The organism is Undibacterium sp. GW821-FHT07F11 (assembly GCF_059418665.1).
In genome coordinates this window covers 84,047-106,283 of the sequence record NZ_JBWKQH010000004.1, presented here as the reverse complement: position 1 = coordinate 106,283, position 22,237 = coordinate 84,047, and the positions used below count along the sequence as shown (strand labels likewise).

Here is a 22,237-nt window from a genome sequence, read left to right as displayed (position 1 = left end):
AAGCCTTACAACAATGATGAAAATCGATATATACTGAGACATACCATTGAGAAAATCTCACACATGCCTGGTCACTTACCCTCGCTGAATGCCATACGCGTGTTTGAAGTGGCCGCGCGCCATTTAAGCCTGGTCAGGGCTGCGGAAGAACTGCATGTCACCCACGGTGCGGTCAGCCGCCAGATCAAGCAACTGGAAGAAAACCTGGGCGTGGAATTATTCGAACGCCGCAACCGCGCTATCTTTTTAACGCGTGCCGGACTGAGCTTGCAAGGCACTTGCACTGACATCATGCGACAACTAGAAGCTGGCTTGCGTCAGCTCAAGCAAACAGATGATCAACCGCTGGTGGTGTCTTGCGAGCCGACGATAGCCATGCGCTGGCTTATCCCGCGCCTGGGCAAATTCAGGCAGTTACATCCAGAGTTGGACATTCATTTATTTGCTGCCGGTGGGGCCGTGGATTTGCGTCATGGTCACATCGACCTGGCTTTGCGGCGCAATGATTTTGCCTGGGATGCAAGCTATCATGTCGCCAAAGTGGCTCAAGAATTAATTGCCCCGATTTGCGTACCGAACCTACTCAAACAAGGCAAGCTGCAACTGAACCAGCAATGCCTGCTGCATACTGCAACACGTCCCGATGCCTGGCCACAATGGCAAAAACTCAGCAAACAAACTGCACGTGGCAAAAGCAGGGCGACATATGAACACTTTTACCTGAGCCTGCAGGCAGCTTGCGCTGGCCTGGGTGTCGCCATGGCGTCGGCCTATATGGTGGAAGATGAAGTGCGCGGCGGGCAACTCGTAGCACCACATACTTTCCTGGAGGATGGTAGTGACTACGTTTTATTGTCAGCCCTGCCCTTTGATGAAGACCAGCGCCGTACCGCATTTTTGGGATGGATACAGCAAGAATTGGAACTGACGGCGCAGGCCGTCACAGGCCTGACTCAGTAAACACCAGGTTCACCAGGAGGGCGTGTTTTGAAACGCTTGTGCGCCCAAAAATATTCGGCTGGCGCTTTCAGGATTTCCTGCTCAATGAAGGCATTCATATATCGCGTAGCTGCCACGATATCTTCACCCGGATAATTTTGCCAAGGTTCGTGAAAAGTCACTTTCCAGCCTTTGTAGTCAGGCAAAATCGTGGCGATGACGGGGATGACCTTGGCACGGGTAGTGGCAGCAATTCTCGGCACTGCTGTCAGAGTCGCTGCAGGAACACCAAAGAAAGGCACAAACTCGGCATCTTTCGCACCAAAATCCATGTCCGGTAACATAAAGAAAGGCAAGCCTTCACGCATCGCGCGTATGATGGGCTTGACGCCCTCAGCACGTGAAAACAGCTTGACCGGACGAAAACGTGAACGACCTTTGCGTAAAGCAGCATCAAACACTTGGCTGCGCTGACGGGTATAAATTGAACACAGGTTAGACTCCAGCATGACGGCTACCCCGGCCACATCGAGGCTGACAAAATGCGGGCACATCAATATCGTTGCACCATCACTCATTGCCGCCACGGGTACCGCAGGGTCAAGCTGGATCAAGCGTCTCAGGCGCGCTTCAGAAGCCCACCAGAGTATGCCGCGTTCCAGCACGCTGCGGGCATAGACCTGAAAATGACGTTTGGCGATAGCTTGCCGTTCAGCCTGGCTCAAATGAGGCAGGCAAAGTGACAAGTTTGTGAGTGTGATATGCCTGCGCTTGCGTATCAGCATAAACAATATACTGCCTACCCCCTCACCCAGGCGACCCAGCACCGACAAGGGCAACCAATGCAATATCCACATCAAGACCAGCACTGCCCTCATGCCGGCTCCCTGTCCGCGCCTGTTTCGGGGTCGTCGACACCGTCAGGTTTCTTGTAGCGGTTATAGCTCCAGAAATACTGTGCAGGGGATAGCGCAATGAGTTTTTCCATGCCACGGTTGATGGCAGTAGCTTGTGCCACCGGATCCGTACCCAGTTCTTCTTCAAAGGGCACGAAGCGGATCACATAGCCACGCCCGCCGGGCAGGCGTTCAGCAAAAGTCAGGATAATCGGTGCGTCTGTCATACCATGCAATTTGGCAGACAGTGTCATGGTATAGGCGCGCTTGCCAAAGAATTTGGCCCAGACGCCCTCGCCTTCTTGCGGCACCTGGTCGGGCAGCAGGCCTATCGCCTCGCCTTTTTTGAGCGCCTTGGCCATGATCCTGACACCGGAAAAGTTCGCCGGTGCCAGCAAGAGATTGTCACGCGCACGCGCTCCCTCTATCAGCGGCTTGAGAGCAGCTTTACGCGGTGGGCGATATAAAACTGTCAGGCGGGTGCGCACGGCGATGCTTTGGGCGACGATTTCAAAACAACCCAGATGTGGTGTCAAAAATATCACACCCTTCCTGGCATCCAGCGCGGTCTGTACCAGTTCCCAGTTCTCTATCGTTGCAGTCTTCAATACCCTTTCCGGCTTGGCGCACCAGATAAATGGCAGCTCCAGGATATTCTTGCCAGCTTCACGCACAGCGACATGCAAATGCTGAGGAAAACCGGCTCGGCTTATGTTCTGCTTCAGGCGGCGGCGATACGATCCAGACAGCAAATAGACGAGCCAACCCAGCGCGGCTCCAGAAAAATGCAAGACCGACAATGGAAAGATGGAAAGAAAACGAAACAAAGTGACAAGCATGACGCCGCTCAAGTATCAGTATAATAATAAGGGTATATTCGACAGACTACGCAGAACGAGCGTAAAATATCACATATTGGCTAGCTTTGACCTGCTTAAGGGCAGGATAAACACAGAAGGCAAGCCACCGCCGAGTTAATGACAACTTGCGAGGCGGTTAATAAAACTCGCTAAAGCGTCGCAGGACTCTTCCGACTGCGGCATAATTTTTTACGGTCAATTTTTTATAGGAGCCTGCGATGGCTAATGATTTTCTTTTCACCTCTGAATCGGTATCCGAAGGACACCCGGACAAAGTCGCCGATCAGATTTCCGATGCGATTCTGGATGCGATCTTTGAACAAGATCCCCGTTCCCGTGTTGCCGCCGAAACCCTGACCAATACTGGTCTGGTCGTTCTGGCTGGTGAAATCACCACCAATGCCCACGTTGATTACATACAGGTAGCGCGTGACACCATCAAGCGCATCGGCTACGACAATACCGATTATGGTATCGATTACAAGGGTTGCGCGGTACTGGTTGCTTACGACAAGCAATCCAATGATATCGCCCAGGGCGTTGACCAGGCATCTGATGATCACCTCAACACCGGTGCCGGTGACCAGGGTCTGATGTTTGGTTATGCCTGCGATGAAACACCAGAACTGATGCCTGCGCCAATTTACTATGCGCACCGTCTGGTAGAACGCCAGGCACAATTGCGCAAGGATGGCCGCCTGCCTTTCCTGCGTCCTGATGCCAAGAGCCAGGTCACCATGCGCTATGTTGATGGCAAACCGCACAGTATTGATACTGTCGTGCTGTCCACCCAGCATCACCCTGACCAAAGCGAAACCTCAACCAAGATGAAGCAGTCTTTCATTGACGCTGTCATTGAAGAAATCATCAAACCAGTCTTGCCTAAAGAATGGTTGTTGGACACCAAATTCCTGATAAACCCGACTGGCCGTTTCGTTATCGGCGGCCCGCAAGGTGATTGTGGCCTGACTGGCCGCAAGATCATCGTTGATACCTACGGTGGTGCCTGCCCTCATGGTGGTGGTGCTTTCTCTGGTAAAGATCCTACCAAGGTTGACCGTTCTGCTGCCTATGCTGCCCGTTATGTCGCCAAGAATATCGTCGCTGCAGGTATCGCCCGTCAATGCCAGATCCAGGTGGCTTACGCGATCGGTGTTGCACGCCCGATGAACGTAACTGTCTACACTGAAGGCACAGGCGTTATCCCTGATGACCAGATCGCCGCATTGGTGAACGAGCATTTTGATTTGCGTCCAAAAGGCATCATCCAGATGCTGGATTTGCTGCGCCCTATCTATTCCAAGACAGCCGCTTACGGCCACTTTGGTCGTGAAGAGCCAGAATTCACCTGGGAACGTACCGACAAGGCAGCAATTCTGCGTGCCGCTGCCGGACTGTAGTGTCTTCATTGTTTTAAGTAATAGGTAGCACTGGGAGTAGAAGCAAGAATGCCAGCTAGTATTTTTAGAAGTAAGTTCTGTGCATCTCGCTGCAAAAAACTTGGTGCTTTGTTTGCAGTGGCTGGCCTGTTGGCCATGCCATCTGCACACAGCCTGTCTGCCCCACCTGTCACAAAGACTGCCACTACACCTGCAAAACCAAAAACCGTCACCGACTGGTGCACACCACTGGTAGCGCGCCTACCCCAAGTTAGCCTGATTGACTGCAAGAACAGCAAACTCAGTCCTACAGGTGCCAATTCCCTCAATGGCTTCCCGGTGTTGTTCCGCGATATCAAGGCAGATGCCAAACATCCGCAAGCCATACGCGTGCTGCTACTGGGCGGCATCCATGGTGATGAACAGACGGCATCTTCCGTTGTGTTCAAATGGATGGAAACCATGCAAAAAAATCCGCTGGAATTCAACTGGCGTGTAGCTCCGGTGGTGAATCCTGATGGTTTGCTGGCACCCAAGCCACGCCGCGTCAATGCCCGTGGCATAGACCTGAACCGCAACTTCCCCACACCCAACTGGCAAAAAGAAGCGCCAAGCTATTGGGCACGCGTAACCCGCAGCGACCCGCGCCGCTACCCTGGCAAAGCACCGATCTCTGAACCAGAAAGCCGCTGGGTCTATGAGACCATAGAAAAATACAAACCCGACGTCATCATCTCCGTACACGCCCCTTTTGGCGTACTCGACTTTGACGGCCCGGCCACACCACCCAACCGTTTTGGCCGCCTGATCTACAACCGCGTCGGCGTTTATCCTGGCTCACTCGGCAATTACAGCGGCCTGCACAAGGATATCCCGGTCGTCACCATAGAACTGCCGAATGCCACGCAAATGCCGCCGGATGCTGAAGTACAACGTATCTGGCAAGACATGCAGACGTGGATAAGACAAAATGTGGCAGCGCCGCTGAAGACAGCGCGTAACCCCTGAATTTGGCAAACAGTCTGCCAAAGGCGATTCAGATTGATTTCACGGCATGGCTGAGCCAATCCCTGAACTGCTGCGCTTCTTCCCTCATTAATACCTCGGAAGGATAGACCAGGTAGTAGGCGATACCTGTCCTGACGGCCGTTTTGAAAGGCATGATCAGTTCGCGATTCTTCAACTCTTCCCTGACCATGGCTTTTCTTGCCAGCGCTATGCCGTAGCCGCGCTTGGCAGCCTCAATTGCGCCATTCGAATCTGCAAATACCGGGCCGTTGTTCCACACTACATCGCTTGCTGCTGTCGCTTCCAGCCATAGCCGCCAGTCGTGCCGGTGTTCGTCATGCAGCAGGGTGTAGGCACTTAATTCACCGGATGATTTCAACTGTTTTTTGCTTTTGAGCAGACGCGGACTACATATCGGCTGCAGGGGATCATCGATCAGCATTTCTGATTGTAATCCCTGATAGTTTCCCAAACCATGCCTGACAGCGAAGTCCACGTCATCGCGAGAAAAGTCTGCCAGCCGGTTGGTAGTGCTGATCCTGATATCAATCGCAGGATAGCTGGCGTGAAACTGCGGTAGTTGTGGCAACAGCCATTGCATGGCAAACCCTGGCGTGCAACTGACCGTGATCCTGGGAGGCGTACGCTGCTCTTGCAGGCGTCTGGTCGCTTCTTCCATTTGCCTGAATGCCGTGCGTATGCCCATGAAATAGCGTTCACCTTCTGCAGTCAGGGCGATACCGCGCAGGTCTTTCTTCAACAACGCCATCTGCAAGATATCTGCCAGCTTGCTCAGTTGCTGGCTGACAGCTGCCGGTGTGACATTTAATTCAGCCGCCGCGTTTTTGACGCTCAAATGGCGGCTCACACATTCAAAATATTGCAGGGCTTTCAGTGGCGGAAGGCGGTTCATATTGATTTAGTTTTTCTAAACCATCAATAGAAATGATGATTTGTCTTCGTCATTGTCTCAGTGATTAAATCATGCAATACAGGAATTGATGAAAAGAATAACTTACTTCAAATCTGTATAGAAAAAATATTTTGCATTTGCAAGAACTTGATTAACAGGAGCAACATTTGAAAACTACTGACATTATCCGGCTCATCATCCTCGCTGCTATCTGGGGTGCAAGTTTTTTATTCATGCGTATGATCGTACCCACACTAGGTGCCATGCCAACTGCATTTTTTCGCGTATTGTTTGGTGCTGCGGGCCTGATCGTCATTTTGCTCATCATGCGCATACGCTGGGATTTTAAAGGAAAGCTGGGTACTGCCATGATGCTGGGAGTCATTAATTCCGGCATTCCCTTTGTCATGTTCAGTCTGGCGGCAAAGCTGTTGCCCGCCGGCTATTCTGCAATCCTGAATGCCACGACACCGCTCATGGGTGTGATTATCGGTATGCTGTTTTTTTCTGAAAAACCTGGCCTCTACAAAGTACTGGGTGTTTGCATCGGCATAGCCGGTGTCGCAGTGTTGACCACCACCGGACCTGTACAGTACAGCGTACAACTACTGATTGCTGCGGCGGAATGCATGGTGGCAACAGGATGCTATGGGCTGGCCAGCTTTCTGACCAGGAAATGGATCACAGCCAAAGGCGGACTCGATAGCAAGCTTGTCGCTTTTGGCAGCCAGCTAGGCGCAACTGTCTTGCTGCTGCCAATTTTTTCTTATGGCGCGATGACGCAGGCACCAGCCTCATGGGGCAACAGCGCGCTATGGCTGACAATGGCGGCGTTGGGCTTGATATGCACGGCACTGGCTTATATCCTGTATTTCCGCTTAATCGCCGACATAGGTCCGGTAAAGTCACTGACAGTCACTTTCTTGATACCACCCTTTGGCGTCCTGTGGGGTGCGCTATTCTTGAATGAAAGCATCACGCTGGCCCATCTCATGGGTGGTGCACTGATAGGTCTCGCCGTATGGCTGGTGTTACGACCGGAGAAATCACGCAATACCTGAAAGGAAGAAATCGCTGGTCATGCATGTCTGCCCTGATTAAGTTGTACAATTCATTGCTGTTTTATCCGGCGTTTCAAACATGCAAGTACATCCACAAAGAAACCTTACAGGAGAACACCATGCAGCTTCGCGAAGACTTTAATAGCCTGGTTGGTACCATCGAAGACAATACGACAGTCAACCGCCGCAGCTTTATACAGACCGCAGTTGGTGTAGGCTTTGCCGCAGCGGTGGCACCAGTATGCGCACAGACCATGATCAAGACTGACCGGGCAGGCTTGACGGACGGCGTGGCCAAATTGACTGTAGCTGGTGCAGAAGTGCCTTTGTACTTTGTCAAACCTGAGGGCAAAAGCAATTTGCCGGTGATACTGGTGATTTCCGAAATTTTTGGTGTACATGAACATATTGCCGATGTCGCACGTCGCTTTGCCAAGCAGGGTTATCTGGCGCTGGCTCCAGAATTGTTTGTACGTCAGGGTGATGCCAAGAATGCCGCCAGTGTCGCAGAATTGATGAAGGAAATTATTTCCAAGGTGCCGGATGCGCAAGTCATGGGTGACCTGGATGCAGTAGTAGCATGGGCAGGCAATAATGGCGGCGACACCAAGCGCCTGGGCATCACCGGCTTTTGCTGGGGTGGCCGCATTACCTGGCTGTATTCTGCCCACAACCCCAATGTCAAAGCCGGCGTGGCCTGGTATGGCCGCTTGCAGGGCGAATCCACGGCACTGACACCCAAACACCCTATCGATATCGCTGCCAACCTGAAAACACCGGTGCTGGGCCTGTATGGTGCCAAGGACCAGGGTATTCCGGTTGAGTCTGTCTTCAAGATGGAAGTCGAACTCAAAAAAGGCAATAGCAAATCAGAATTCAAGGTCTATGAAAATTCTGGCCATGCCTTCAACGCTGACTACCGCCCCAGCTATAACGAAGCCGATGCCAAGGACGGCTGGGGTCGCGCCCTGGCCTGGTTCAAGGCAAATGGCGTAGCCTGATTATCATCTCTCTTCTGTCACGAGCAGGTCTGGTGCAAACCGGATCTGCCTGTCTCATTCATTACTCTACCCAGGACCATCATGCACACTTACGACTATGATTTATTCACGATAGGCGGCGGTTCTGGTGGTGTGCGGGCCAGCCGCTTTGCGGCACAGTATGGTGCCCGTGTTGCATTAGCTGAATCCGGGCCATTGGGCGGCACTTGCGTCAACGCAGGTTGCATCCCCAAAAAGCTGATGTCGTATGCTGCGCATTATCATAGCGACTTTGAAGAAGCTGCCGGCTTTGGCTGGAGCCTGAGTGAGCGACGCTTTGACTGGGCTACCCTGATCGCCAACAAGGACAAGGAAATCGCCAGGCTGAATGGCATCTATAATCAGATACTGACGAATGTCAACGTAGATGTCATCGCTGGCCATGCCCAGATTGTGGATGCGCACACGGTTGTGGTTAACGGTAAAAGCTATAGTACACATCACATCCTGATCGCCACCGGCGGCCATCCAGTCAAACCGGAATTGCCTGGCAGCGAATTGGGTATTACTTCGGATGAATTCTTTCATTTGCCTGCACTGCCACGCCATGCGGTAGTACAAGGCGGCGGTTATATTGCGGTAGAGCTGGCCTCGATCTTGAACGGACTGGGTTGCAAGGTCACGCTGGTGCAGCGCGGGACACAAATCTTGCGCAGCATGGATGCGGATCTGGGCCATTTCCTGCTTACTGAAATGCGCAAGAAAGGCGTGGAGATTGCTCTCGATACCAGCATTGCATCCATCACTGTCCACGGCGACAGCAAACAGGTAGTGCTCAGCGATGGCCGCATACTGGAGAGTGATTGCATCCTGTTTGCCACAGGCCGCAAGCCTAATGTCAGAGGCCTGGGCCTGGACAATGTGGGCGTACAGATACGTGAGAATGGAGCGATCATTGTCGATGAGCACTTCACCACCAATGTCGCCAACATCTACGCCATAGGCGATGTCATTGACCGAGTGGCGCTGACTCCGGTAGCACTTGCAGAAGGCATGGTCGTTGCGGCCAATTTGTTCCAGCACGGACGCAAGCTGATGTCATATGAAAACATTCCCACTGCGGTGTTCAGCCACCCGAACGTGGCGACATTGGGGATGACTGAAGCCAGGGCACGCGAAAAACATACGCATGTCAACATCTTCAAAAGCGAATTCAAGGCACTCAAGCACACGCTGTCGGGTTCAAGCGAACGTTGCCTGATGAAGATGATCGTCGATGCCGATACTGACCACGTATTGGGCATGCACATGGTGGGGCCGGATGCGGGCGAAATCATCCAGGGCTTTGCAGTCGCCATGCAATGCGGCGTGACCAAGGCCCAGGTCGACGCCACCATAGGCGTACATCCTACCATTGCAGAAGAATTTGTGACGATGAGGACGGCGGTGGTATAGCTGCAGGAAACTGTTCCAGTAAATAGATATTGCCAGTGTTTCGTAGTTGTTTAGTATTTTCCTTGAACTCACTCCTTCTGACACAACTTTGCATAAATTTCATCTCCCGTTTTTCCTCGCCATCATGCTTGGCCTGTTTTCAAACAACTCCCATGCTGCATGCCCCGATGACTTACTGGGTGATTTTGCCAGCGAAAAAAATGGCCCTGCCATCATCAGGATAGAGAAAATACATGGTGAACTTACCTACCGCATGTCAACTGACAGCCAGCAGTGGGATGCCAATGTTCACAAGAGTGCGTTGGTCGCGCAGGACAAACTGTTGCAGTTACTAAAAGAGCAGAGTCTGCTCAAGACTTCATGCGCGATGTGGGTAGACAGTGGCGTACTGATGAAACTGCCAGTAGGGACACCCCTGCAAGTCAGTTCGCCAACCCAAAAATCTTATATAGACAGGGATGTGACGACTGGCTATGTCTATTACATCATGCAAGGCTTCATGCTGGAAGCGACTGATTTGTACCCCGTTACCGCCAAGGGTATTTCGCCAGCCGCACCTGAACCTTTAAAGAAAAGGCCTGAAGGCAAAGAGGTACCTGATACGGCTGCAATTTGCCCAGGCAACAGGCTGCCTGATGTGCAGCAAACTGCTTTTGATAATTTGCGCACCAGTACCAAAGACTGGTTCAGGAAACGCTCACCGCAAATGCAACTGGAATTTATCTGTGGCCAGTGGCTGCATGCAGCAATGCTGAAGTTTCCTGGCATGGCGACAAAAGACGAAAAGGAAAGAACTTCGGCCCTTGAGAATTTTCGTGAATTGCTGCAGGCAGGCCAGATACCGCGCGACGAAAATGGCGATGCGCAATGGCTGAAAGCTGCATCCGGGCTACTCAGCGGCAATCATGACTGGAACACCGTCGTATCTTTGCAAAAAGAGTTTTATGATTTGTTCGAGCAAGCTGTCTTCCCACATCTGGCTGTACCCGCCCCTTATGAAAATGGTTATGCCAATACCGAGCTGCTTAAACAGACACAGTTTATGCCAGCAGAACAAGCCCTGCGTGTACTGAAAAAATTCAACCAAAAAGGATTCCTGACGTCCTCCAGAGAAAAGCCGGAGTCAAGGAGCTATGCCTTATCACCAGTGGCAATGGAACTATTGCAGCACTATCGTGACTTGGGCAAAGTATCAGCAACCACTCTGGACTTTCTGCTACCACTGGCAGGTGCAGACGCCATCAATGACAGGGACTTGATGCGCAATGCTGTTGGCAGCAAAAGCGGGGATGCAGCACAAAGACTACTGGAACGTGGTGCAAATCCACTACGCACTGGAGTTTTGGCGCAGGCCTGGGATACGCCCGCCTACCTAGTCTTGTTGGCTGCCGCCCTGGCCCGGCATGTATCAACCAAGGACAAAACCCGTTTACCCCAGGCAGAAGCTGAAGCCGTCCTCATTCGCATACTTGACACCCGCGAGTATGAAAAGAAACTGGATTGGCAAGAGGTGAATTTTTTGATCAGCGTTGGCGCAGATATCAATCATGTGTTCGAACAGCAAAAACCAGAGAATATAGGCGTATATGCACACACTCATCCAGAAAGGACGATGCAATTGGTAACACGCGGTTTGCGGCTAGACAAAAGCCACGAATACAGCGATGGAAAAAACAAGACCTCTGGCGAATTACTGCCTTTGTATTTGCGTTTTGAAGGTTATGAACCGCATCGTGACGACCTGATACGCGCCATGCTAGCAAAGTACAATAATGTGAATACTGCTTCTGTATGTCCAAGCTGTGGGCTAAATTATCCCATGGACTACGCAGCTAAATCCGGGCGGGTCGATCTGGTGAAAACCTTGCTTGAATTTGGTGCCAATCCAAACAACGTGAATGTAGATGGCTCATTAAGTTTTTGGCAGGCAGTCACCAAAAACCAGCCTGATATGCTGAACATGATGGCAGCTTCAAAATTCAAACTCAATTTGAATGCCGTTGATAAAAACGGCATATCAATACTGGCCTGGGCCAATTGCCTGAAGGCTGATGCAGCGGCAGCATGGTTGAGCAAAAACGGCGCGCTGGAAATTGGCCGCGAGATTTGTGCCAAACTTAAATAAACCTATTTTAAGTTTGCTGCACTAAACCATACAGACCCAGTATATCTAATTCAGAGTTTGCTAAAGTGGATTCAACGGAATGTACTCTAGTACATGAGCATTTTGAGCAGCACATATGCCCCACGTGGACTCCGATTGCGCACACGCAGTTAGATCAGAACAGGTACTTAGATCCAGGTGAAGCTGTTTCAGCCTGCCTTATAGACCAAATATCTTTCGTTCACACTGCAGTTTATCTTCCTCTTTTTCCAATTTTTCACAGTTGCGGATACGTGGTTTTAATTCTGTCAGTTCGGTATATTTTTGATTGTTCTCTATCGCCGCACATTTCCTTAAGTTGTACACATAAATATAGGTAGTGTCGACATCAGGATTTTCAAAAACCTCATCAATTATTTTTGGCATTACCCGCAAAGTAAGCTGGTCATTCTGCAATCCAGTTTTGACGAGAGCGCTGACACTTTCTTTTGACATTCCCTTGTCTCTGGCAACGGCAATATTGGATGCGGACTGTCCGATATTTTCGCATAGAGGCACGCGTACCAAAGGATTCCATGCAGACCGTGGGTGTCTATCGAGGTAATTGGCAATATAGCGTTTATCTGCATTTTGGCCCTTGTAATGCGAACAAGCATCAACAATTGCAGCTTGAGTCCAGCCACTTTTGATTGTCTGATCTGCATAAATAAGCTCATAGATTTTTTCAACAACCGCGGTGTAAGCAGACATCAGGTTTGCCGGAATTTTAAGATTACGATTCATCGATGCCTTGACTATTTCAAATGCCGTCGCCTTCGGCGTTGCAGCATCACGTCCGTTCACTGCGAAGTCTGCATACATATCCAGGGTAGAACAAACCATCAGGGTTTCTTGATTGACAGGATTTTGGCTGCTTTGCTCTGCTGCCTCTACGGCAAATGGAAACACCATACTCAGGATAAAAAAGAGGGGAAATATTTTATTTTTCATTTTCTTGAATACCAAGTTTAGAAATAGTCAGGCTAATTAACACCACTCAGTTGATCCCGACGACAAAGCGACACATGAATGACGGTGATTCATAAATATTGATGCAACGGTGCAAAGATAACATAAATAAAACAGTATTTCTTAAGCTGTTCTTTCAAGGTTTTATAGTCTCATTCCATTTAAACGTCAGCTTGGATGTAAATGGGTGGGTACTGCACAGGACGAGGCCGCGTGGGCATTCACAGCGAGGAATAAAAAACTAAGCAAGACTGACTGGCATTTCAATTTCACGGGAGACATGGAGGCAGGGGGGATGATAAGGAAATCAGTGCCCTGATCAGGTGTGTTCAAGTGGCTTGGGGTAGGCGGGCAGTGGCGCATACTGACGCAAAGTCATCTGATGCGTATGTCTTTGCGAATGCTGCAGGCGAGATTGTGCGACGTGCTAATTTTACTGATGGGCCCTACTTCAATAATGCGATTGAACAGTACGAAAATTACGCCTCCTCCGAAGGCTGCATTCGCTTCGCCAGGGAGTCCGCAGAATACAATACCGTTCAACATTCCATTGCAGAGGGCAGCGATATCGCTACATCGACGCCGCTTCCACAAATTGTATTGGTTGGTGAACGGACGCATGAAAGTGTCTTGAAAGTCGTTGATCAACTTCGGGCGCAGCTCCATGCACCTATTGCAAAATCTACACCATGGTGGAAGTTTTGGTGAGCATGTCTTTACACAGATTTTGCTCCTTTCACCCTAAAGCGGGTACTGCTCACTCAGCGACAAATTTGCAGAAACCCCCGCAATATGTTTTAATTTGCAACCTGGTTGCAAATTCCCGAGGCTTAAAATTCATTCCACGCTGTTATCCATCCTGTTTGCTACCACAATTGCTGGTGTCCTGAGCATCACTGCGGCTGCCATTTTTTCGTTTTCACTGCTCTCCAAAGTCGTAGAGCGCATGGTCAGCCTGTCGGTGGGTATCATGCTGTCCACTTCTTTGCTGCATGCGCTGCCCGAGGCTTTTGAATCCGGTGCGGACACCCGCACCCTGTTCGCCTGCCTGCTGGGTGGCTTACTGGCTTTCTTTTTGCTGGAAAAATTCGCCATCCTGCGCCATTCGCATCATCACGAGGGTGACGGCCACCATCATGAACATGGTCACGATGCACATGAAGCTGGTAAGGCTGGCTGGATGATATTGGTGGGTGATGGCCTGCATAATTTCACCGACGGCATTTTGATTGCGGCGGCTTTCTTGGCTAACCCCAAGTTGGGCCTGGTGACTGGCCTGGCGATTATTGCCCATGAAATCCCGCAAGAGATAGGTGATTTCATCGTCTTGCTGAATGCCGGTTTCAGCCGCATGCGTGCTTATATGTATAACCTGATCTGCAGCATGATGGGTGTGGTTGGTGGTGTGCTGGGCTATTACACGCTGGAAAGCGCCAGCGGCATGATCCCCTATGTGCTGGTGTTTGCGTCTTCCGGGTTTATCTATATCGCAGTCAGTGATCTGATGCCACAGATGCAGAGGCGGGCGACGCTGAAAGAAACGATACCGCAGATTATCCTGGTGTCACTGGGGGTGGTGCTGGTGTTATTTGTGACTAGTCACAGGTAGTTATTGAAATTCTCGTAGGTTGGGCCGAGCCTCGTTAGGCTACGGGGTATCAGCCCAACACTTGGCCTCAATAAACATATATCTTACTTAAACGCCGGGTGTTGGGCTAATGAAGCGTAGCTTAGCGAGGCCCGGCCCAACCTACAAGCCCAACCTTCGCGCTAACTCAACGCTCCACAGGCCGCGACACATCCGCGCACCACTCGCTCCATGATCCCGGATACAAGGCAGCACCATGCAGGCCTGCCACTTCCAGTGCCAGCATGTTATGACAGGCGGTTACACCTGAGCCGCATTGCATGACAGCCCCGCTGGCATCGCCAACGATAACTCCCCACTCCTGTTGCAACTGGTCTGCTGGTTTGAAACGACCATCGGCTTGCAGGTTATCTTTGAAAAAGCGGTTTTTTGCACCGGGGATATGGCCACCTACAGGATCTATCGTTTCGTTCTCACCACGGAAACGATCCGGAGCACGGGCGTCAACCAGGGTTTTGGCTGTGTTACTGATATTGCCCAACACCTGTATGACATCAACGGTCAACGTCAATGCATGCTGCTCAGTGATATTGCCGCTACGTGCAGACGGGACTTCGGTTGTCACTGGTTGCCCTGCTGCTGCCCAGGCAGGCAGGCCACCGTCCAGCACAGCCACGGCGCGGTGCCCCACCCAGCGCAGCATCCACCACAGGCGTGCGGCAAACATGCCGCCATGCGCGTCATACACGATGACCTGGCTGTCACCATTGATACCCAGCGCTTGCAAAGTCGCGATGAAGTCAGCTTTTTCAGGCAGGGGATGGCGGCCACGGAAGACACCATCCGGGCCGATCTTGGCAGCCGACAAGCGCTGGTCCAGATGCACGAATTGTGCACCGGGGATATGCCCCTGGTCATAGGCAGCCTGGCCGGCATTGGTGTCCATCAAATCATGACGGCAATCCAGCACGACCCAATTCTGGTCTGCGATATGTGGGGCCAGCTCTATTGCACTGATCAATGTTGTGTACATCTTGGTCTCCTGAAAAATAAGATGATGATTATTCTGAACTGATGGCATCGCCAGGTATGGATTTGCGATTGGTTTTGGCATTATAGAATGTTGCGATCAGGCCGCTACATAAAATCACGGCGATACCTATCCAGCTTAACCAGGCCAGGCTGACTTTCCAGATCAGCAAATCCCATACACTGGAAAACACGATGCCCACATATTGCAGGTTGGCTGTGACCAGAGTATTACCAAGACGGTAGGCGCGTGTCATGGCCATTTGTGCGCTGGCGGCTGTCACGCCTATCGCCAGCAGGAGCATGATGCCTTTACTATCCAGATGGTGCCAGGTGACATCGCCCGCAGCGGCATAGACTGATTTGCCGATCAACGCACCCAATAATCCAGCCACGGCGCAGGTCAGGGAAAAATAAAACACCACACGGTATTCAGGCTCGCCCAGCAAACCCATTTGCCTGACTTGCATATACGCCCAGGCCGCCAGCATACCCGACAACAGGGCCAGCATGCCACCCATGACCTGGTCAGCATGTATGCTGGGGCGCAACAGCAAGACCACGCCAACAAAGCCCATGATGATGGCGGCGATGGGTTGCCAGGTCAGGCCGCGCTGCTTGTTCCACCAGGCACCTGTCAGCAAGATGGCGGCTATCCAGATCGGTGACATGTAATTCAGTGTCACGGCCATCGCCAGCGGCAATTTACCCAGGGCATAAAACCATAACCATAGTGAGACTACGCCGACACCACCACGTACCAGATGATGGTAAGGCATGCGCGTTTTCAAGCTACCGCCCTGGAACTTGACCAGTACGGCGATCATCAACATGCCTATGGCACCACGATAAGCAACAATTTCAGCGGTGGAATAATCAACCGATGCCAGCTTGACGCAAACACCCATGATGGAAAACAGAAAACTGGCAACCAGCATCCATAAAGACTGCATAAAAACACGACTCCAAAAGATAAGGGAGGCACAGGCCTCCCATATTTACGCTATCAACACTACACTGCGATTTTTCTTCGGTACCATTCATGGAAGTGCTGCATGCCATCTTCCATGGGCGACTGGTAGGGGCCAACTTCATTGACACCACGGTCAAACAGAATCTTGCGCCCGGCATCCATACGCTGGCCTATCTCATCATCCTCGACGCAGGTTTCCATATAGGCGGCACGTTCGGCCTCTATGAATTCACGTTCGAACAAGACGATTTCTTCAGGATAATAAAACTCAACCACATTGCGGGTTTTGCCAGTAGCAGTTGGCCACAGGGTAGATACCACCAGCACATGTGGATACCATTCAACCATGATGTTCGGGTACAGCGTCAACCAGATCGCGCCGTACTTGGGTGCTTCACCATTACGGAACTTCAGTACCTGCTCTTGCCAGCGCTGGTAAGTGGGTGAGCCAGATTTTTGCAAACCCTTGTGTACGCCCACGGTTTGCACGCTGTAGTCTTCGCCGAATTCCCATTTGAGGTCATCACAAGAGACAAAGCTGCCCAGGCCAGGATGGAAGGGTTCGACGTGATAATCTTCCAGATAGACTTCGATAAAAGTCTTCCAGTTGTAATCACATTCATGTACTTCGACATGATCCAGCATATAGTCAGTGAAATCCAGGTCCTGGGTGACACTGAGTTTGGACATGCGTTCCATGACGTTGAAGCCGTTTTGCTCGAACAGCAGGCCATTCCAGTTTTGCAATGGTGTGCGCTGCAAATTCAGGCAAGGCGTGTCGGCAAAATGTGGCGCGCCTATGAGTTCGCCTTTGAGGTCATAAGTCCAGCGATGCAGCGGGCAGACAATATTATTGGTATTGCCGCGCCCATTGAACATCAATGCCTGGCGGTGACGGCAGACATTTGACATCAGTTCTATGCCCTGTGCGCTACGCACCAGCATGCGGCCTTCGTTTTCGGCAGCAAGCGTGGCAAAGTCGCCGACATTGGGCACCATGAGTTCATGGCCGACATAACGCGGACCAGACTGGAATAAATCTTTGATTTCGCGCTGTAACAGCGTTTCATCAAAATACACGTGAACCGGAAGTTGCGCGTCAGAACGCGCGAGTGTAGACAAAGAAGCCAGATCGGACATCCCCACCCCCCAAATTAATTTGCACCAACCTAAGAGAGAAAGAATCCACAAATACCTGTTCCGTAAGGACTTTCAATCCAGACGAAAATTCAAACGATCAAACGACTTGAAGAGGAAATTTTGGACAGAACCGGGGATTATACCTGAACTTGAAAAAAATGGCCTGAAATGATGATGAAATGATATAAAAGTATTAGAAATTACTGGATTTGCAGAGAAGGCAGCGTTGAGGGCCGTCGTGTTGACGACGCAAGCCTCTCGCTAATCTGCCGTCAAAGCAAAGAGGCTAAAACAATTCTGGTCATAGCGCAGCCTGACCTTAAGCCGCCTGCAAGACAGCTTTCAACTGCCGCAAAGACAAGGCTGATTCTGCTGCAATACGACGACGCAAGACCAGGAAATTCAGGATTCTCAACATCAGGCTTGGCAATTCGTAATGCAGATGTCGTTCAAACAAAGTACCCGTCGCAGTTGCTGATAAATGATAACTGACCGTCAGGCTGGCACCGTTATCGACTGTTGCCTGCCCTGTCCAGCGACGCCGATCTTGGTATTCAGTCACAGTCCACACCAGATGCCCGGTACGGCCACCGGCACGCACATCTTCTTCAAACCTGGTTCCGCCGGTGGCGATACCAGTTTGATCCATGTAGAGCTTCAAGGAAGAAGGATGCCAGTCTGGCCAGTGTACAGGTGTGCAGGCATAGTCAAATACCTGCTGGACAGGACGTTGTATCTCTATGGCATTGTAGATATGTGTGCTCATGGTGTGCCCTTGTCTCCGATCCAATTGTTTTAATTTTGATTTAACTTCGATCCAGGGCAGCGCGGGTATAAGCTTCGACATTGTCGAGCAGCTTTTCAGTGGCAGCAACGGCTGCCTCGGCATTGCCACTGGCAATTGCATCTGCCAGGTCGGCGTGGGTCATGGCGGTGAGATGCAGGATGTCCTCAAACTGTGACTGTATCTTCCAGAAACGACGTGACAAGGCATGCATGCGCTGCAGCGCAGATACCAGGAATTCATTTCCGGCCACTTCAAATACCAGTTGATTAAAGGCACTATCTGTTTCGCTGAGGATGAATTCATCAGCCTTGTCGGCGGCTTCTCGGAAGCCTGCCGCCAAGGTGCGAAACTGTTCACGTTCATCCTTGCCGGCCTTGCGGGTAGCGATGCGTATGAGGCTGCCTTCCATGGCGCGGCGTGCTTCTATCAGGCGCATCTGGCATTGCAGGTCAACTTCACTGACGATCATGCCGCGCCTTGGCAAGACCTTGATCAGCCATTCTTGCGCCAGTCTTTGCAAGGCTTCACGCACAGGTGTGCGACCCAGATCGAGGTAATCACAGAGTTCACTTTCAGTAATCGCCTGACCAGGTTTAAGGTCCAGAGAGACGATACGTAATTCCAGCAGGCGATAAGCACGCGCTGCCTGTGATTCGTTTTTGATGATGGGAAAAAGTTTGCTGAATTCTGTTTTATCCATGGTCTGCTGGTGATATAGACGACTGTTGTTTCAAAGATTTTATTTGGCATCAGGGGACATCATTACCAAGCTGACAGGCTCCAGTGGTGCTTGCGGATGTGGCACTGGTGGCTGCATGCCAAGCTCCTGATAGCGTCTGGCCACTTCCGGTTTCAGGTGCTGTGAACCATAGCCATTGAAAACGGTGCCCAGCAAACTGCGCTGCAAATCTGATGTGCCGAGCAACCAGTCAGCAAAGGGAAATGTCAGATTCATATTGTAGTCGGTCATCAGCGCCTGGGTATGGTGCACCATATGATTCCGGCGCATGGTGTTCACCAGGGGCAGATGCCTGACCAGGCTATTTTCATCGACATGGCAGAGAAAATGCATGGCTTCATACAAGAGGTAAAAAGCGATGGCAGTGGCAAATACGATATAGCCAAGATTGCGCCCCGCCACCAATGCGCAGACCAGACCCAGCAAGACACTTTGAATAGCGATCATGACAAAGGCATAGGCCGGAAAAAACACGATACGGTATTCACGCGTGCTGGCGACACGCATTTCTTCATGAGTGAAGTAATGATGATGTTCCTTGGTGTGGCGATACCAGATCAATTGCGATAGGCGATTCTTGCCGCGTTTGTGCAAACGGTTTTTATGCACATACCATTCATTCAGGTTGGCAAACAGCAAGGTCGCTGGCACACCCAGCCAGGTCCAGCCAGCAGTCTGCACCTGGGACAGCGCCGCCACAATGAGGGCAATACCAAGACCAAACACAAACAAGCCATGCAAGACCCCGTTGTAATAAGGACTGGTGGCAGCCTGATACTGGCTGCGGAACAAACGCTGCTTGTCATCCATGTTGTCATCCTCAAAATAGTTTAATTTTCGCCGAACAACTGATATATCACATGTTCATCATATACCATTCTTAAAAATTGAAAAGCACCTGCGTGGGTATTTTTTTGTTCGCGCAGTGTTTTCCCAACACGCAATCACAAGCTGTCACATAGCTGCACCACCTGTCGATGGTATTGACGAAGGTTCTGGACAAAGGTGAGAAATAACAGGAAATAAGGTGTCAGAAGCAGTGCAAAACCTGCTGATATAGCCTGTTGTGATGAGCCTACAATTCTTGCCTGTCAAAAACGCAAGACTTCATTTTAGTGAATTTCATCTAAAAACCCTTCTATATCAGTCTTGCTCAGGCATCTACAGAGTGCATATAAATGATTTAACAATTTACAACTGCAGTTGCGCCGTCACAAATTCCCAACACTATTCATTTTCCTGACTGTTTTATGTTGCATAGCAACTTGCTAATCCAGCGCGGGAAACCTAGCCTGAGCTTGCCATATCAAGATCTGCTCACAAGAGGCAGACACATAGGCACCGCTGCGTTTCATTTCAACGATAACAATGAAAGAGACAAAATGAAAAAACAAATGGTAAAAAGTGTAGTGATGTTCGTCATGGCCATGATGGTGTTACCAGCACCGTCCTGGGCAGCAGGTTATACGGAGACAAAATATCCCATCGTGCTGGTGCACGGCCTGTTCGGGTTCGATAACATCGGCCCGGTAGATTACTGGTATGGAATCCCCTCAGCCCTGCGCAGTGATGGTGCGAAGGTCTATGTTACCCAGGTTGCGGCTGCCAACAGCACCGAAGTCCGGGGCGAACAATTGCTGACCCAGGTTAAACAAATCCTGGCCGTCACAGGTGCAGCCAAAGTCAATCTGATAGGACATAGCCATGGTGGCCCCACCATACGCTATGTGGCATCCGTCAGGCCCGACCTGGTGGCATCGGCAACCTCGGTAGGTGGCGTAAACCGCGGCTCCAAGGTGGCAGATGTTTTGCTTGGTGTAGCACCGGCAGGTTCATTGTCGAACACCGTACTGGTCTCGATCACGAATGGCCTGGCACAAGTCATCAGCTTCTTGTCAGGCAGCCCGACCATGCCGCAAAACTCACTGGCCGCAGCTAATTCGCTAAGCACGGCAGGTTCGCTGAAGTTCAACGCCAAATACCCTGAAGGCGTACCAACAACAGCATGCGGTGAAGGTGCCTACACAGCACGCGGTGTGGCGTATTTCTCCTGGAGTGGTGCCAAGCCTTATACCAATTTGCTTGACATCATAGATCCTGCCCTGGCACTGACTTCACTGGCATTTGCTGGTGAAAAAAATGATGGCCTGGTTGCCAGCTGCGCCACCCATCTGGGCAAGGTAATACGTGATGACTATGCAATGAACCATCTGGACGAAGTAAATCAGACCATAGGCCTGACAAATATCTTTGAAACCAATCCGGTTACCCTGTATCGTCAACATGCAAACCGCCTGAAAAATCAAGGCCTGTAACACTGGCCCCGGATGTAGTCCACGCAAAGATGTAAATTTGAACAAGGAGCGGGAGTCTATGAGAACAGCCAATCTGGCATTTGCTGGCGCGACGGCTTTGGTCGTCGCGGTTTTTTTCGTTTTTACTTCCCTGAAATCAGAAAGCAATAACGAACCCATCAAGCAACGCAAGGCCGATAAAAGCTTTGACTTCGTCCGCTCGTTTGAAGGTACCACCCAGGACGGCAATATCGGGCAAACTGATACCAGTCAATTGCAAGTCAGCGCAGAATTACGCCTGCTGTTTGATTACTACCTGGCCGCCACTGGCGAGAAAAAATTACCCGAGATACGCGCCGAAATTGAACGCGTACTGGATCAAAAACTCAGCGGCAATGCCGCCATACAGGCCAAAAACTTATTGGCCCGCTACATCCAATACAAAGAAGCACTGGTTGGTGTGGAAGCCAATGCACAAAACGTCAATGCGGGCAAGACCAGCATAGCTGCAGCAGCCCGCCAACGCTGGTCTGCCATGCAGCAAACCCGCCAGCGCTTCTTCAGTGAAAAAGAAAACCAGGCCATGTTTGGCTTTGACGACGCCTATGATATCGATGCCCTGAACCGAATGGATGTCGCCGAAAACACCAGTCTGAATCAAGAACAGAAACTGGCACAACTCAAAGCCCTGGACGATGCCTTGCCTGCTGCATTGAGAGAAGAAAAAAATGCCCCCTATCAGGTCATACGCCTGGAAGAACAGGCAGCAAACCTGCGTGCCACAGGCGCCAGCGACGAAGACATCTACAAAATGCGCGCCGCCGCCACCTCACCAGAAGCCGCAAGCAGACTGGCCGAAGTCGACCGCGAAGAAAGCATCTGGAAAGCCCGCATACAGCAATACCTGGAACAAAAAAACAAGCTCAATACCGAAATGGCATTCCACAGCGCCACCGAAAAACAGGCAGCACTGGATCAGGTGCGCAAGCAGTATTTTAATGCGGATGAGCAGCGCAGGTTGCCTGCGTATGAGTGAGGATGAATCAGAGAAAAACAAGCATCTCCCTCAAGCATTGAGGGAGAT

At 51.0% G+C, this 22,237-nt stretch carries 22 protein-coding genes; 11 read left to right on the top strand and 11 right to left on the bottom strand.

What is annotated here, in order from left to right; genetic code table 11:
• The first annotated feature begins 63 nt into the window (after nt 1-63).
• Nucleotides 64-960 (top strand): LysR substrate-binding domain-containing protein, encoded by an 897-nt coding sequence (locus tag AC07OI_RS11045; RefSeq protein WP_495257246.1) that lies wholly within the window; start codon nt 64-66, stop codon nt 958-960.
• On the opposite strand, the gene AC07OI_RS11040 is transcribed toward AC07OI_RS11045, so the two are convergent.
• Both AC07OI_RS11040 and AC07OI_RS11035 read right to left on the bottom strand, forming a co-directional pair.
• Nucleotides 954-1,817, bottom strand: coding sequence for an LpxL/LpxP family acyltransferase (locus AC07OI_RS11040; protein ID WP_495257245.1), 864 nt, complete (start codon nt 1,815-1,817; stop codon nt 954-956). The two genes, AC07OI_RS11045 and AC07OI_RS11040, sit on opposite strands and share 7 nt — an antisense overlap.
• The gene (locus tag AC07OI_RS11035; protein ID WP_492702341.1) at nt 1,814-2,674 is read right to left on the bottom strand and encodes a lysophospholipid acyltransferase family protein; all 861 of its coding nucleotides are present in this window, start codon (nt 2,672-2,674) and stop codon (nt 1,814-1,816) included. Before AC07OI_RS11035 ends, AC07OI_RS11040 begins: the two co-directional genes overlap by 4 nt.
• Nucleotides 2,675-2,913: 239 nt before the next feature.
• On the opposite strand from AC07OI_RS11035, the gene metK reads away from it, so the two are divergent.
• Both metK and AC07OI_RS11025 read left to right on the top strand, forming a co-directional pair.
• On the top strand, nt 2,914-4,095 hold the full coding sequence (gene metK / locus AC07OI_RS11030) for a methionine adenosyltransferase (RefSeq protein WP_422950739.1): 1,182 nt from the start codon (nt 2,914-2,916) through the stop codon (nt 4,093-4,095).
• Between the two features lie 135 nt (nt 4,096-4,230).
• On the top strand, nt 4,231-5,082 hold the full coding sequence (locus AC07OI_RS11025; protein ID WP_495257244.1) for a M14 family zinc carboxypeptidase: 852 nt from the start codon (nt 4,231-4,233) through the stop codon (nt 5,080-5,082).
• 28 nt (nt 5,083-5,110) lie between these two features.
• Here the strand turns inward: AC07OI_RS11025 and gcvA are convergent, their stop codons facing one another.
• Nucleotides 5,111-5,995 carry a transcriptional regulator GcvA gene (gene gcvA / locus AC07OI_RS11020; RefSeq protein ID WP_495257243.1) on the bottom strand — a complete coding sequence of 295 codons (885 nt, stop codon included), beginning with the start codon at nt 5,993-5,995 and terminating at the stop codon, nt 5,111-5,113.
• Nucleotides 5,996-6,162: 167 nt separating this feature from the next.
• On the opposite strand from gcvA, the gene AC07OI_RS11015 reads away from it, so the two are divergent.
• From AC07OI_RS11015 to AC07OI_RS11000, 4 genes are all read left to right on the top strand, one after another.
• Nucleotides 6,163-7,056, top strand: a complete 894-nt coding sequence (locus tag AC07OI_RS11015; RefSeq protein WP_495257242.1) for a DMT family transporter — start codon at nt 6,163-6,165, stop codon at nt 7,054-7,056.
• Between the two features lie 119 nt (nt 7,057-7,175).
• The gene (locus AC07OI_RS11010; RefSeq protein WP_492702349.1) at nt 7,176-8,057 is read left to right on the top strand and encodes a dienelactone hydrolase family protein; all 882 of its coding nucleotides are present in this window, start codon (nt 7,176-7,178) and stop codon (nt 8,055-8,057) included.
• An 81-nt stretch (nt 8,058-8,138) separates the two neighbouring features.
• Complete coding sequence (gorA, locus tag AC07OI_RS11005; protein WP_495257241.1) at nt 8,139-9,491, top strand: glutathione-disulfide reductase; 1,353 nt, start codon at nt 8,139-8,141, stop codon at nt 9,489-9,491.
• A gap of 88 nt (nt 9,492-9,579) precedes the next feature.
• Complete coding sequence (locus AC07OI_RS11000; RefSeq protein WP_495257240.1) at nt 9,580-11,616, top strand: ankyrin repeat domain-containing protein; 2,037 nt, start codon at nt 9,580-9,582, stop codon at nt 11,614-11,616.
• Nucleotides 11,617-11,814: 198 nt separating this feature from the next.
• On the opposite strand, the gene AC07OI_RS10995 is transcribed toward AC07OI_RS11000, so the two are convergent.
• Nucleotides 11,815-12,585, bottom strand: a complete 771-nt coding sequence (locus AC07OI_RS10995; protein WP_495257239.1) for a hypothetical protein — start codon at nt 12,583-12,585, stop codon at nt 11,815-11,817.
• Between the two features lie 372 nt (nt 12,586-12,957).
• Here AC07OI_RS10995 and AC07OI_RS10990 point away from each other — a divergent pair, with 372 nt between their 5' ends.
• Nucleotides 12,958-13,311, top strand: a complete 354-nt coding sequence (locus AC07OI_RS10990) for a hypothetical protein (protein ID WP_495257238.1) — start codon at nt 12,958-12,960, stop codon at nt 13,309-13,311.
• A gap of 129 nt (nt 13,312-13,440) precedes the next feature.
• Here AC07OI_RS10990 and AC07OI_RS10985 read toward each other — a convergent pair whose 3' ends face one another.
• Nucleotides 13,441-13,575 (bottom strand): hypothetical protein, encoded by a 135-nt coding sequence (locus AC07OI_RS10985; protein WP_423012517.1) that lies wholly within the window; start codon nt 13,573-13,575, stop codon nt 13,441-13,443.
• Between AC07OI_RS10985 and AC07OI_RS10980 the strand changes: the two genes are divergently transcribed.
• Nucleotides 13,511-14,212, top strand: coding sequence for a ZIP family metal transporter (locus AC07OI_RS10980; RefSeq protein WP_492702529.1), 702 nt, complete (start codon nt 13,511-13,513; stop codon nt 14,210-14,212). The genes AC07OI_RS10985 and AC07OI_RS10980 overlap by 65 nt on opposite strands.
• 166 nt (nt 14,213-14,378) lie before the next feature.
• On the opposite strand, the gene AC07OI_RS10975 is transcribed toward AC07OI_RS10980, so the two are convergent.
• The 6 genes from AC07OI_RS10975 to AC07OI_RS10950 all read right to left on the bottom strand — a co-directional run bounded on the left by AC07OI_RS10975 (nt 14,379) and on the right by AC07OI_RS10950 (nt 19,669).
• Nucleotides 14,379-15,224 carry a sulfurtransferase gene (locus AC07OI_RS10975; RefSeq protein WP_495257237.1) on the bottom strand — a complete coding sequence of 282 codons (846 nt, stop codon included), beginning with the start codon at nt 15,222-15,224 and terminating at the stop codon, nt 14,379-14,381.
• 28 nt (nt 15,225-15,252) lie between these two features.
• A complete protein-coding gene (locus AC07OI_RS10970; RefSeq protein WP_492702359.1) occupies nt 15,253-16,173 on the bottom strand; it encodes a DMT family transporter in 921 nt (306 codons plus the stop codon).
• A gap of 59 nt (nt 16,174-16,232) precedes the next feature.
• A complete protein-coding gene (locus tag AC07OI_RS10965) occupies nt 16,233-17,333 on the bottom strand; it encodes an aromatic ring-hydroxylating oxygenase subunit alpha (protein WP_495257236.1) in 1,101 nt (366 codons plus the stop codon).
• 319 nt (nt 17,334-17,652) lie between these two features.
• A complete protein-coding gene (locus AC07OI_RS10960) occupies nt 17,653-18,099 on the bottom strand; it encodes an SRPBCC family protein (protein ID WP_495257235.1) in 447 nt (148 codons plus the stop codon).
• Nucleotides 18,100-18,139: 40 nt separating this feature from the next.
• Nucleotides 18,140-18,820, bottom strand: a complete 681-nt coding sequence (locus tag AC07OI_RS10955) for a GntR family transcriptional regulator (RefSeq protein ID WP_495257234.1) — start codon at nt 18,818-18,820, stop codon at nt 18,140-18,142.
• 39 nt (nt 18,821-18,859) lie between these two features.
• Nucleotides 18,860-19,669 carry a sterol desaturase family protein gene (locus AC07OI_RS10950; protein ID WP_495257233.1) on the bottom strand — a complete coding sequence of 270 codons (810 nt, stop codon included), beginning with the start codon at nt 19,667-19,669 and terminating at the stop codon, nt 18,860-18,862.
• Nucleotides 19,670-20,241: 572 nt separating this feature from the next.
• Here AC07OI_RS10950 and AC07OI_RS10945 point away from each other — a divergent pair.
• Both AC07OI_RS10945 and AC07OI_RS10940 read left to right on the top strand, forming a co-directional pair.
• A complete protein-coding gene (locus AC07OI_RS10945; protein WP_492702369.1) occupies nt 20,242-21,174 on the top strand; it encodes a lipase family alpha/beta hydrolase in 933 nt (310 codons plus the stop codon).
• A gap of 58 nt (nt 21,175-21,232) precedes the next feature.
• Nucleotides 21,233-22,189, top strand: a complete 957-nt coding sequence (locus AC07OI_RS10940) for a lipase secretion chaperone (protein ID WP_495257232.1) — start codon at nt 21,233-21,235, stop codon at nt 22,187-22,189.
• Nucleotides 22,190-22,237 lie beyond the last annotated feature (48 nt).